This window comes from Bacillus sp. BC05(2025), from assembly GCF_056725905.1.
In genome coordinates this window covers 90,970-104,007 of record NZ_JBWYRA010000005.1, presented here as the reverse complement: position 1 = coordinate 104,007, position 13,038 = coordinate 90,970, and the positions used below count along the sequence as shown (strand labels likewise).

Genomic DNA, 13,038 nt, shown 5'->3' with positions numbered 1-13,038 from the left:
GTATTATCTTTTAATACCTTTACAGAGTTCTGTTTAACAGTAAAAAATGTATATATCAATCATATTAAAAATGATATAGTTACAATATTTACTTGTTTATATTACCAAATACTCTTATGCTATATTGTTTAATATCAGAAATAGTAACTAAATTATATGCCTGTTTCATTGTGTTAAAGCAATTATCTATCTCCTCTTTTTCTAAGATAGATTTACACATATCATTATCTTCTAATTCTAGATCAGCTACTGCCCATGGTAAGTCAAATAGAATCATTTTCTCTAAACTCTTCCCACTATAACACCCTAAAGTATTAACTACACACTCTAATAGTTCCTTTTCTATTTGAGTTAACTGATTTGTACTATCATAATTAACTTCAAGATTGTCGTACTGATATCCTTTGTATTTATCAAAAATAACTCGATATACCGGGCCGTGACTTCCTACTTCACAATCATCTTCAAATAAATATGTTCCAGTAAACACCTTACAAAATCCTTGCGCATAGTATAAAAGTCTTTGAAGAGCTAAAGGAGTAACATCATCATTTTTATATAGCAAATAGTTAGCAACTTCCTCGATTTTCGTAGTCTGCGTAGAAATAATATCATCATTTTCCTGTAGCTTTGCGATTGCTTCTTTAGAGACTCTATATGCTTTTTGAGTAATTAAATCTTTATTTCTTTCCAAAATATCTAGCATAAAAGATTGATCTCTACCTAATCTTTTCAATATATCCGAGTACTGCTTTGTCGGAATATCTCCATTTACATACCTTGTTAGGGTAACTTCTCCCCAACCTAAAAGTAAAGACAATGGACGTTTTCCAATTTTATATTTTTCTAAAACCTCTCTTATTTCAGAAATAGTAACTAACTGTTCCTGTTGTCTATAGGCATGATCTAATTGTTCTAAATTATAATCATGAATGTTAGGAACAAATATTTCAGATTTACACTCCTCGCAATTTGCTTCTTTACCTACGTAATGATATTGCTTCCCTCTAATGACTGTCACTTTTGGAACATCTTTAGTAGAATACTTTACCATATCTCGACAAAACTCACATAAAACCAACATAAAAATCCTCCCTCATTTTAAAACCATTAGTCACTTATCTTTACCTAAAAAGATAAGTGACTGGTTTATTCCTTTTATGAAAAGAAACAACAATCATGTATTTGTTCCTGTCCTTATTTTCAATTAGATTCGTCTTAACATATATGTCTACCGTCCTATTTTGTCCCCAATTATCTAGCTCATATTGTGGACAAAAGATATACAATTTTTCATAAGCAAAATTTGGATTTTTATTATCAACTGCATAACAAAAATCACGTACTCCTATATTAAGAAGAATCTCTTTCACCTTACTAGCGTTAATCTTATTTGCCTCTAAAAATTCACTATTCTCTTTCCTTTTTTCATTTCGAGAAACCGTAAATCGGTTATTTTTAATTAACTTTTTAAACTCTAATATGTACTGCTCAATCTCCCCGATTGTAAAATTAGTGTGCTTTTTTGTCTCCCTATTTTGAAAGCTAATATTCATTAAAATTCTTTCCCCTTTCAAATCGTACCTCATATTTACTAGAAAAACAAGAAAAAACGTATCAATTGATACGTTTTTGTTAATTAACAGTAAACTTCCATTCTCTCCTCTTATAATCAGAACGTTTATGTCGTCTACGAAACTTCTATATGGTTGTTTTGCTGTAGTTTAATTCGTAAATAAATTACGTATCTACTTTAGAATCACAGCTTCATTAAACTTCTGATGAATAAAATCTTTATTTAACATAAAGCATGTTTCTCTTGTATCATCAAAAAATCTCTCATAGCCCCCTGTACCACTTCCTTTAGTTGAAACAACCAATTTAAGCTCCTTTCCTACATCATGTGAAGCTTTTGGAAGTTTACGAATGTCCCCTGTTTCAATTGTCTCCTTTATCATGTTATAAGTTTTTTCAAACTCATCCACTTCTTCAGGAGTAAATGTAACCTTAAAAATTTTATCCAGAATCCTTTGGCCATTACCTAGCTTCTTACCATCTTTCTCTCCTAGATAGCCTATATATATGAAAGTTACTTCCTCAAAGAATGTTTTCCAGGAAGACTCTTCCCAAGAATTTTCAAAATCTGCAAGTTGCAAAGTTCTGAACGTTGCTTTTTCTATAGGACTGTTATCTTCTCGAATTGGTATATTTTTAATTAGAAAATTAGATTTACTGAATACCTCATGCTTCTCTGGTAATTCCTTATCTGTACCTACTATCCTATTAGATACCATTTTACTAATACTGTTAGGAATTTTTTTAGCTGGATCACGCTTCTCAAAAAGATTTAATATATCTAATTGATTCATCCCCTTATACGGTTTTAGTTGATTCCAAATGTATCCTTCAGGTGTGACAAATACATTAGATTTTTCACCTCTGTCCATTCTTTCTACATGGCTTCTCAAAACACCACGAAAGAAAGAATTTTTTAGGGAAAATGCTCTTGTAGGTGCAGAGATTTCCGAATTAGGCTGTTCTGCTTTTTGTCCTTTCTGTCCTTTTGTGGCCGCCCCTAGAATAACGGTATCGCCCTCAGACAATTTATGAGCAAGTCCTTCTAGCACTTTTTGCTTTATTGTATAAAAATCATTTCGGATTATTGCTTCATCTTGCGACATATCATAGAGTTGAAAATCTCGAATTATAAAATCTCCATACGGAACACCTTTCATATATTCGTACCAAATAATTAGCAACTTTTTGTTCTTAGAAACAACTTTGCTAAACTCATATTCTTCATGAATAATATTTTTATAGTTAATCATGCTTAAAGAAATTCTTTCCTTTGCCGACCATGATCCATTTCGAAGTTTATTAAAACCAGAAACTTTCAACTCAATTCCTAATTCCCCAAAGTCTGCCTCAGGACTATTATTTAATTCATAATCATAAAATCCTGTCTCAACAACCTTACCTAGTATTCCTTTATCGTTACTATTTCCTTGTAAGATTCCTTTTGTATCAATTTCTTTAAAACTCTTCCCAATAATTCCTTCCGTAAATGCTACTAGTTCTTCCTCTGTTTTAAATTTCATACTCATCCCCACCTATCTTTCGTTATTATTTAGTTACTAAAACTGAACAATTAACTATTCATACATTAAAATAAAAAAACTACATACCCCTACGAATCAATTACTCGTAATTGTTCTCTTCCTATATAAACTTTCTTTTTTAATCTGTTATTGTATACAGAAATACATTTTCATACTTGTTTCCACCACAACAAAAAAGGCTTCGTCAAGTCGATTAATTGTGCATAGCAAAATAAGCTATTTACACTAATCGGCTCAAAGAAGCCCTTTCAAAATTAAAGTAAGAACAAAACTTACTTCTACAACTCAACCACAACACATAAGGTGTGGGAATAAACGGAATCAAGTAAACTAATAATATACCTATATATTACAAAAAAAGTATATTTATATCAACATATTTTCAAAAACTAAAATACTACTATTTTTCTATTCATTTAATTTTATTACATTCTTTTTTGACTTTTCATTTACTTACATTCCTGTATATGTCACATCAAAATTTTTTTACTATATTTGTATTTAAGGATTCGTTGCTCACGTTCATGAATTGATTATTTTTTAGATTCGCTATAAATATTTCAAGGAAATCATAATAATCTTTGGAGAAATTATTGTTTTTGTAAAGATTCAATTTCTCATCAAATCTCTCTCTGTCACCTAAAGGGAAAAATAAACAAATACCAGTGGCTTTTTTCCAAGGGCTTTTCACATTATAAACTACAGCCTGATCAACTGCACTCATAATTCTTCTTGAATAAAATGGATATTGAGAATACATTTGTTTTGCCAAATCTCCCAAGTCTACCATTTCTGAATCCTCTGGGCCATCCATTTTTCCGTACTCCTCTACATTACGTCTTGCAGTAAGGATAGATTGAAATTTATCATCATTTAATACATCTACTTTCAATAATCTTGCTATATCATCAAAAGCTTTTGTAATAGGTTTTACCTTAGACAAATCTATCACAGACATAGCTATATCATCATCTTCTTCATTTTCTATGGCTTGCTTATAAAAACCATCTGCTATGATTCTTCCCAACTCTGCTCCATTCATATTTGGTTTATTTAATAACTTTTCAAATGTATATATATAATTTAAACCATGACCTGGAACCATATCTTCTGAACCAACAATATAATTAGCATACTTATTTATATAACTAAGAGTTTCTAGATTTGTAACTAAACAAGCATCAAATGCTACAATCTCTAGCTTTTTTCTTGTTTTTTCATAAGTGTCTTTAAACGTTTTTTCTAGTTCTGGCAATGTAAGTGGATCCAATCCAAATCGTTCATCATGACCATATCCATATACAGATCCCGATCCATGCCCCCATAAAATCACAGCATATTTTTCTGCTGGATACTTTTCCATACCCCAAACCATAAAATCGCTAAGTGTAGATGATTCCCCCATATTCTTAAATCCAACATCCTCAATTAATTGTAGGGAATCTTTTTGAATGATCCATCTTTGATTGGTTTCTGGATTAATCGCAGGTGTATGCCATTTTTTTGCTCCACCTGTTTCCATAACTATGTTAACTTCTTCTGAAGATCCTATCTTCAGCATCTCTTTTAAATCTTCAGAAGCTAGCTCAAAATCACTCTCTAAACTAGAACCATCCAAATAAACCATCACAGTATATTTTGCTTTATTTACCTTATTTGTATCTGCTGAAACTTTTATTACATTATCCTCTACTAGACTACAAACCCCTATTAAAAACATTAATATTAATAGTATCCTATACGTTTTTTTCATCTTTATAGCCCCCTTTTACTTTTAAATTGATTCATAAGTAAAGCTCGCATAAAACAATGTATAGAGTTATATTCAACAAAATAAATCTTCACATTAAAGTATTAGCTGTATTTCTTAGCTTGAATAGAGTACAGCTCTGCATACTTCCCATCTTTAATTATTAATTCTTCATGGGTTCCTTGTTCTGTTACATGTCCTTTATCCAAATAAATGATATGGTTTGCTAATTTTGCAGTACTTAACCTATGCGTTACAATAATAACAGTCTTATTATCCGCCAGGTTTGATAAAACTCTTAATATTTCATCTTCAGCGTATGGATCAAGTGCTGAAGTTGGTTCATCAAATATTAAGATTTCTGCTTCTTTATCACGCATAAATGCTCTTCCAATGGCAATTCTTTGCCATTGTCCACCTGATAATTCTTGTCCACCAAATAATTTCCCCAATTGAGTGTCATATCCATCTGTCAAGGTAGGAAGCAATTCCTTTACATTGCTTTTATCACTTGCTAGTTGAATCTCATGAATATTATTAATATTTTTCACATCACCAAGGCCTATGTTTTCCCTTAGTAACATTTCGTACCTTACAAAATCCTGTAAAACTGCTGTACACTTTTTTTTGTATTCAGTTGAATCATAATCGTTTAAGTTTTTATTATTATAGTAAATCGAACCTTGACTCGGATTATATAGTCTTAATAATAATTTAATAAGCGTCGTTTTTCCTGCTCCATTTTCGCCAACTAATGCAGTAATTTTCCCTTGAGGTATGTGCAATTTCTTTATACTTAGAGAACTTTCTTCTGAATTTTGATATGAAAAATCCACTTGCGATAAATAGAAACCCGAATCCTTCTCCTGACTCTCTACTAAAGATGAATTTACTGTCTTAGGATTAGGAAGTTGAATAAAATTCAGTAAGTTCCTTAAATGTCTTCCTTCCCTAGCCCCTATAGCAATTAATGCAAAATACTCATTAACGCCTTCACATAATTGGATGGTCATACCTAAAAATAAAACTACACTTCCAATTGATACTTCATTATTAATCGCACTATAAATAATAAAAATTATGCTGAAGGAAATTACACAAGATTGTATTAGCCCCCAAAGTAGACTATGAACAGCTAATTTTCTTTGATCTTTACTTAAAGTTGCTGACAGCTTTTGTACCGTCTTAACATATTTCTCTTTAAAAAAAGGTGTTAAGTGAAATAATTTTACCTCTTGCGCTAATTGTGGTAATAGGGGAACTGACGTATAATATTCAGCTCTCCTCCTTAATTCCATTAATTCTGGCCTACCTTCAAATGTTGCTTGATTTAAATTTACCTCTTTAATAAGTTTTGGAATAGAAACTACTAAAAGTAGAAATGGATACCACGGTAAGAGAGAAAATAGTAATGCAACACTAGCTATAATCTTTACGGTGCCTCCAAATGATTTCATGATTAAATCAATCCACATTGTAATCCAATACTCATTATTTCTAAAAGACCTTATTTTGTTATAAAGTTCTTTATCTTCAAAAAACTCAAGACTCTCCAATGTATTAGCTTTTTTCATAATTAATACATCGATATACATCTGTAGTTTCGCTACCAATAACCTTTTTTTCACTTCAAAAAAAGGATTAAATAAATCTGCAGTGATTGTGAGAATAATGAATGTAATGATTATCCAAAACGTGAAATTCGAGTTTAATAATGCTGCAGGATCTTTTGATAAATCATCAATTACCTTAGTACTTAACCAAATAAGCAATGGCTGAATAATTGATTCCAGTATTTTAATGAGCATAATGTAGGTAAATCCCGCTTTATCAGCTTTCCATAGCATTTTTAAAGAAGCCAATGTTTCCCTTGTAAATTTATAAGTATGATATACCTTATTGAGACTTTTCATTTTTCACAGTCCCCTCTAAAGAAAAACTAGATGCTTGCATTAAATACATCTTTGCATATTCTCCTTGCTTATCCATTAATGCTTCATGCGAACCTTGTTCAATAACCTCTCCATCCTTAATTACAATAATAGAATCCACCATTTTTACAGTACTAAAACGATGCGAAATTAATAATACTGTCTTTTGTCTCGTTAATAAATAAAATTGATTGTACAATTGCTCTTCTGATTTAATATCTAAAGCGGCTGTAGGTTCATCCATTATTAGGGTAGAAGCGTTTCTAAAAAAGGCCCTAGCTAGTGCTATTTTTTGCCATTGTCCACCTGAAAACTCTATGCCATTCCATTCATTTCCTACCATTGTTTTATAGGAATCTGTATAACTATTAATTTTCTCGTGTATACCAACACGTTTAGCTATTTCTTGAATTTGTTTCTTATTTTCTATACTTTCATAATCACCAATTCCAATGTTCTCATCTATTGCTAAACCATATTTTCCAAATGATTGAAAGATGGCAGAAATATGTTTACGCAGATGCTGAATATCTATTTCTTTTATGTTTATATTATTAATTAGAATTTCCCCTTCATTGGGATCATAAAATCGACAAAGTAATTTTACAATTGTACTTTTCCCTTCACCATTCATTCCTACAATGGCTGTACTTTGCCTTGCATTCAGTCTAAAACTAAGATTTCTTAGAATTTTATGTTCATTATTAGTTGGATAACTAAAGCTTACATTTTTAAATTCAATATTCATTTCATGCAAATCTACAAATTTAGAATTTGGAGAGATTTGGACATCCGGCTTTAATTTAACAAAATCATGAAAATCTCCCCCCATTCTCCAAAGCTCAAGTGTTTCAACAAATTCATTGGAAACATTTCTTAATAATACATTTAATTGAAATAAGGCAGTTAAATATAAGGCGATATCTCCTATTGTCAAAGAAGCATTACTTATTTTATAAGTTATCCACAAATACCCTAATCCAGCCACTCCCCCAGATAATAAACCAGTTAAGGTAATTGGAATTAAAGATTTTGTTTGAATTTTTTTATATGCTGAAAAAACTACATCAAATGTTTCTTTATATTGCTTCAAAAAAAATTCACCCAAATTAAACAATCTAACTTCCTGTACGGTATTTTTTATTAATAAATTATCCCTATAATATGACATCTTTCTTCGATTTGATGCAAATTCATTTTCATATACCCATTCCATTGCAGTAAATTTATTTGCATATATGACATAAGGGATAGCGCTTACAATTAATATCACCGCTAAAAGAGGAGATAGCGTACCAACTACTATGATGATACTAATTAAAGAAATTCCTCCTGTTATTACACTGCCCGTTGATTCAACTATTTGCATAGGTAACCAACTAGTACTGTCTCTTAAAGTCTCAAGTTTATCCCTATATTTCGTTTCTTCAAAAAAACGCATACCTGGCATTTTTTCTATAGCTTCTAAAAGTGTCGTATTAATTGTTAACATAGATTTTTCACCTAATAACTTTTGAATCCAACTGGTAATTGATACAGAGAAAATTCCTATAACAAAAGTTGAACAATATACAATTCCCCAAATAAACACGTATGTATCACCAGGATTTGCATTTTTAATTCCATTCAGAATCTCTCTTGTAGCAAATAACTGTATAGCAACAATTAATCCCTCAGCACTAAGTAAAACTAACAAAACTATGACCAAAATCGGACTAGATTTCCATATTATTTTCCCTAAAAAAAAAGCTATGCTCATCGTATTTTTAAAATTGAGCATACGCTCTTTACAAAAATTAAACATTGCTCTCCTCTACTTTCAATAGAATGTTGCTTGTTTTAATTCTGAAGAAAAAATACACTTTCCTATATTACGAGGATCCACTGGTTTACTTCTTTCTAAAATATAATCTCTTCCCTTTTCAACTTCTTGTAACCAAATTTCTAACTCTAAAACAGAACGTAAATATTGAAAACTCATCCCTAAATCATTATTTGGATCATTAGATCTTATTAACATTGCAATTAAGTGGTCTCTATATTTCTCCTTATCAATAATCCCTAATTCCGCCACAAAATTCTTTTTATCTTTTGAGAACAATTGTAAAATATTATGTTTTTCATTTAATAAACATTTTCTAGCCATGTGCGCATAAGTGGTTTTTATTTTTCTATTCAATAAATAATCTGGTAAAACATCCTTAAACGCTTTTCTCATCAATTGTTTAGACCCTTTATAATATCCATTTTTATGCCCTTCTAGTAAATCGTAATGTTCTTCAGGTGGAACGCAAAAACTAAGTTCAATCATTTTTTTATCATAAAACGGGTACATATAATCTGTTGCTACCCTAGTTGTATCTAAACATCTTGCCCTTGGATATAAGTAATCATAGTGATATCGGTGTCCCCAAAGTTTAAAATCCTTACTTTTTTTATACTGCTCATACTCTCTTTGATTACCTTTATTTTCACGTTCAATATGTTCTGGGGTAAAAAATGGCATATTTGCTTCCACTTTTTCAGCCCAAACGGTCTTATAGTATAACCTCTCGTTTAAACCTGGAATAAATGGTGCAATTCCATAAGTAAATGTTTTATCTAAGAATCCTCCTACCTTTTTATCAGACCAATTCCATAATTTTGATACTGCTTCTTTAAACTTTTTCTGTCTAAGTAAAGAATCAATGACTAATTCCTCTCCACTCGCTACATAATCTCCACCATCGCCAGATATGGAACGATTGGCACCAACTTCAATAGAGATTGCTGCTACAACTTCATCATACAAAGGATTCCCTCGTGGATCAGGTCCATCTATATACCACATCGGATCTCTTCCTATTTCTGCATTTAAAATCTTGTTAATATCATCCCCCATAATAATGGCATGTTCAATGTTTAAGTCTTGTAATAACTTAGTTACAAGTTCTTTATCATGACTAAATGACATATCATTAGATTCAAAAGATAGATTAACTCCAAAAATAGAGGAGCTTGAGCCATTGGCAATTGCAGCTCCTAAAATATTTCCTGAATCTAAGCCTCCACTTACATCTAAAATTGTCTTTTTATCTGATATACGAAGTTGAACAACATCAAGCATTGTCTGTCTGAACTCATCCACATAATCCGTAATATTCGTATGTTTTACTTTATTAAGTAGATTATTTAGTCCCCAATACGAACGAATACTTAATTTATCATTTTTATTCCATTGTAAAATTGAGGCTGGTGGTAATCGATAAATACCTTTAAAAAATGTTTCATTGCTATATTCCGCTTCACTAATTGCAAATTGTGTAGTTGGATAATTTAAGCATGCGTTGTAATTAACTGTAAAAGGAATTTCATAATTTAATAGCAACGTTCTTAAATCATTTGATGCACAAAAGAAATCGTCATTTGGATGTTTATAATAATAGATTGGCCTCGTCGCATAAATGTCATTAGCTATTACAAGATTATCCATATTTCGATCAACATATGTAATTGTGAAATCACCATTAGCATTTTGTAATTGATAATCTATATTTGATGTTAAACCCTTATACAGATTTTCCCTAGCTTTTGATGTTAAACTTTCAACATAAGAATGCTTTAAGGAATCACTTAGTACACCATTCATAATTAATGGAGTAGCTAAAAAGGAAATTTGCTCATTGGTCTTTTTATGAGAATCTTTATAAGAGAAATCAACTTCACTTAAAAAAAATCCCTCTCTATCAAAATTAAGTTGGTTACTTATCTTCATTGAACTTAACCAATTTCTTAAATTCTTGCTCCATTGTTTTTTTATAGTATTATTTTCTCCCCACATAGCTATCCACATTCTCATTTTCCGTAACCCACCTTTCAACTCCATCTCTCATTTTAAATATATGCATTACTTGTAATTTCCCAAGATGATTTTGGGGATCAATAACTTCTCCATTCTCCAACTCAACCCAAGCATGAGAATGTAACTTTTCATCTATTTTTTTAAATCCAATTTTTAATTTTGCATCAATTCCATTTGAATATAGGACAATTTGATTTGTTAAAGAAATAGATACACATGAGGCGATTAAAGCGTCTTGTTCATCCATTTCATATAAATATTTACTAAATGTTATCAGTTCTTTTATATTTATCGGCATTGCTTTTCTCCTTTTAGCACTTTCATACATTGGAAAGAACTGAATGGAGACTTTATTAAACACAACATCAAATGAATCCTCAATTAACAATCCTCTTACTAAATTATGTAAAGCGACAAAATATTCTTTAGAGTTATTCATATTTATCAACAACCATTATTAATTTATAATTAATTAAATCCATTACACTTTCATCCACTAATTTTTGTATCTCCTCTTTAGAATTATCGAATTTAGATAAAAATTCTTCTACAATTGATTTTTTTTCAAATAAATTCTGATTAAAATTATCCCAAATTTCTTTATGAGCACCCTCTAGGCCATAGTATTCACCTTCACTAATATGCAACACAATTGTCTCTTCCTCATTAGCAATAGAAGTGACAGTATTAGAATTCTTTTTTAACAGCATAATTGTCTCCTCCTTCATTTTTTAAGAAGAATAGTAGAACTAGATTTCTACTATTCTTCTTAGATAGTTCATAAATCAAGTTTTCTATTTTACAATTTTTAACGCCTACGGACTCCTTTAGCTCTAGTGCCATCACCTGGCTTCTTTGTCTTAGCTAAGGTTACCGCCATAAACGATCCGTATCCCTTTACTTTCCCTACTTCTAATTTTTTCATTTTTCTTCCCTCCTATCCTCTTTATTTAAGAACGTTTATAGTCCTTTACGAATTCCTTTTGTTCTTGTTCCGTCACCTGGTTTGTTTTTCTTTGCTAATGTTACTGCCATAAATGATCCATATGCCTTTACTTTCCCTGCTTCTAATTTTTTCATTTTTCTTCTCTCCCTTATTTTTTAATTTAATAACGTTTATAGTCCTTTACGGATTCCTTTTGTTCTTGTTCCATCACCTGGTTTGTTTTTCTTCGCTAATGTTACTGCCATAAATGATCCATATGCCTTTACTTTCCCTGCTTCTAATTTTTTCATTTTTCTTCTCTCCCTTATTTTTAATTTAATAACGTTTATAATCCTTTGCGGATTCCTTTTGTTCTTGTTCCATCACCTGGTTTGTTCTTCTTCGCTAATGTTACCGCCATAAATGATCCATATACCTTTACTTTCCCTGCCTCTAGTTTTTTCATTTTTCTTTTCCCCCTCCTTTCTATGGAATTAAGTTGAAGTTTATACACAAGAAATTAGAATGTAAACTACTCAAGAAACTACTTTTTTTTACATTTAACATCAAAATTCTACAAATGGATGTATTTTTATCCGAAAAACAACATTTTATCAACACATATAAACAAAAAAATGTATTTTTATTACTTATCTGAATTATTTGTTTACTATTGATAAAAATGTAAATATTTTCTAAATAAAGTCTCTTTAATCTATTTTTTCAACTTTATATACTTTTATGTAAATATAAGTAATTTATGTAATTCCACCCCTAAATCATAAGATGTAAGTGCACTTATTCCTTTATCGTTAATTTGAATATTCTGTTAAATATTTCTAAATAATGACTTTCAACCTTTATTTTCTTATAAATAAAAATAGGATCACTATAGTAGCGAAATGCTATTATTATAGTGATCCTATCTTTATTTATACTTTCATTATATTGATTAACTATTAGATAAAAGAAAAAATTCTTTTTCAAATCCTGTATTCTCCCAAAAATTCAATGCCAATTTATTAGCTAAGTCAACATAGACATGAATTAAAGAGACATTTTCTTGATTCAACCAATTGCTTATATTTCCAACTAAATTTTGCGCAATTTGCTGTCTTCTATATTCTGATTTCACATAAACTTCCTCTATTTGACCATATAACATTTCTGTAACCAAATCTTGCTTTATTGAGCCAATTCCATAACCAATTAGATTATTATTTTCATCAGTTCCTACAAAAACCGCACCATATCTTGATTGAATCAATTCCACTAATTGCTCTTCAATCCCTTTTTTATGACTTTCCTCTAATTCACAATCTGCAGTTTCTATTGCGTTTAGATTCCATAATTCTATTATTTTTTTAATACTCTCTCGATTATCTATTTTTTTATCTAGTTTTTTAATACTAATTTCCATTTTAAAACCTCCTTTGTAAGTTTCTACTAATATAGTGTAATAAATTGTACGT

General features: G+C 30.3%; 14 protein-coding genes. All 14 read right to left on the bottom strand.

The features are described from left to right. Window positions 1-88 precede the first annotated feature (88 nt). The 14 genes from ACZ76X_RS17975 to ACZ76X_RS17910 all read right to left on the bottom strand — a co-directional run bounded on the left by ACZ76X_RS17975 (window position 89) and on the right by ACZ76X_RS17910 (window position 12,986). A complete protein-coding gene (locus ACZ76X_RS17975) occupies window positions 89-1,084 on the bottom strand; it encodes a type II toxin-antitoxin system antitoxin SocA domain-containing protein (protein ID WP_479851246.1) in 996 nt (331 codons plus the stop codon). Between the two features lie 40 nt (window positions 1,085-1,124). Continuing rightward, complete coding sequence (locus ACZ76X_RS17970) at window positions 1,125-1,556, bottom strand: hypothetical protein (RefSeq protein WP_479851361.1); 432 nt, start codon at window positions 1,554-1,556, stop codon at window positions 1,125-1,127. Window positions 1,557-1,748: 192 nt separating this feature from the next. Further along, complete coding sequence (locus tag ACZ76X_RS17965) at window positions 1,749-3,098, bottom strand: Sau3AI family type II restriction endonuclease (protein ID WP_479851245.1); 1,350 nt, start codon at window positions 3,096-3,098, stop codon at window positions 1,749-1,751. Between the two features lie 496 nt (window positions 3,099-3,594). Continuing rightward, window positions 3,595-4,872, bottom strand: coding sequence for a clostripain-related cysteine peptidase (locus ACZ76X_RS17960; RefSeq protein WP_097841732.1), 1,278 nt, complete (start codon window positions 4,870-4,872; stop codon window positions 3,595-3,597). Window positions 4,873-4,973: 101 nt separating this feature from the next. Further along, window positions 4,974-6,782, bottom strand: coding sequence for an ABC transporter ATP-binding protein (locus ACZ76X_RS17955; protein WP_098347264.1), 1,809 nt, complete (start codon window positions 6,780-6,782; stop codon window positions 4,974-4,976). Next, window positions 6,766-8,604, bottom strand: coding sequence for an ABC transporter ATP-binding protein (locus ACZ76X_RS17950; protein ID WP_097841734.1), 1,839 nt, complete (start codon window positions 8,602-8,604; stop codon window positions 6,766-6,768). The genes ACZ76X_RS17955 and ACZ76X_RS17950 overlap by 17 nt, the downstream gene beginning before the upstream one ends. 15 nt (window positions 8,605-8,619) lie before the next feature. Then, entirely contained in the window at window positions 8,620-10,659 is a 2,040-nt protein-coding gene (locus ACZ76X_RS17945; RefSeq protein WP_479851244.1) for an asparagine synthase-related protein, read from the bottom strand. Then, window positions 10,604-11,080 carry a lasso peptide biosynthesis B2 protein gene (locus ACZ76X_RS17940; RefSeq protein ID WP_016135747.1) on the bottom strand — a complete coding sequence of 159 codons (477 nt, stop codon included), beginning with the start codon at window positions 11,078-11,080 and terminating at the stop codon, window positions 10,604-10,606. The genes ACZ76X_RS17945 and ACZ76X_RS17940 overlap by 56 nt, the downstream gene beginning before the upstream one ends. After that, on the bottom strand, window positions 11,073-11,351 hold the full coding sequence (locus tag ACZ76X_RS17935) for a PqqD family protein (RefSeq protein WP_016135746.1): 279 nt from the start codon (window positions 11,349-11,351) through the stop codon (window positions 11,073-11,075). Before ACZ76X_RS17935 ends, ACZ76X_RS17940 begins: the two co-directional genes overlap by 8 nt. A 98-nt stretch (window positions 11,352-11,449) precedes the next feature. Beyond that, complete coding sequence (locus ACZ76X_RS17930; protein WP_423778875.1) at window positions 11,450-11,566, bottom strand: lariocidin family lasso peptide; 117 nt, start codon at window positions 11,564-11,566, stop codon at window positions 11,450-11,452. Between the two features lie 35 nt (window positions 11,567-11,601). Then, window positions 11,602-11,721 (bottom strand): lariocidin family lasso peptide, encoded by a 120-nt coding sequence (locus tag ACZ76X_RS17925; protein WP_016135744.1) that lies wholly within the window; start codon window positions 11,719-11,721, stop codon window positions 11,602-11,604. A gap of 36 nt (window positions 11,722-11,757) precedes the next feature. Continuing rightward, window positions 11,758-11,877 (bottom strand): lariocidin family lasso peptide, encoded by a 120-nt coding sequence (locus ACZ76X_RS17920; RefSeq protein WP_016135744.1) that lies wholly within the window; start codon window positions 11,875-11,877, stop codon window positions 11,758-11,760. A gap of 35 nt (window positions 11,878-11,912) precedes the next feature. Further along, window positions 11,913-12,032 (bottom strand): lariocidin family lasso peptide, encoded by a 120-nt coding sequence (locus ACZ76X_RS17915; protein ID WP_423778874.1) that lies wholly within the window; start codon window positions 12,030-12,032, stop codon window positions 11,913-11,915. 486 nt (window positions 12,033-12,518) lie between these two features. Beyond that, window positions 12,519-12,986 carry a GNAT family N-acetyltransferase gene (locus tag ACZ76X_RS17910; RefSeq protein ID WP_479851243.1) on the bottom strand — a complete coding sequence of 156 codons (468 nt, stop codon included), beginning with the start codon at window positions 12,984-12,986 and terminating at the stop codon, window positions 12,519-12,521. Between the last annotated feature and the right edge of the window lie 52 nt (window positions 12,987-13,038).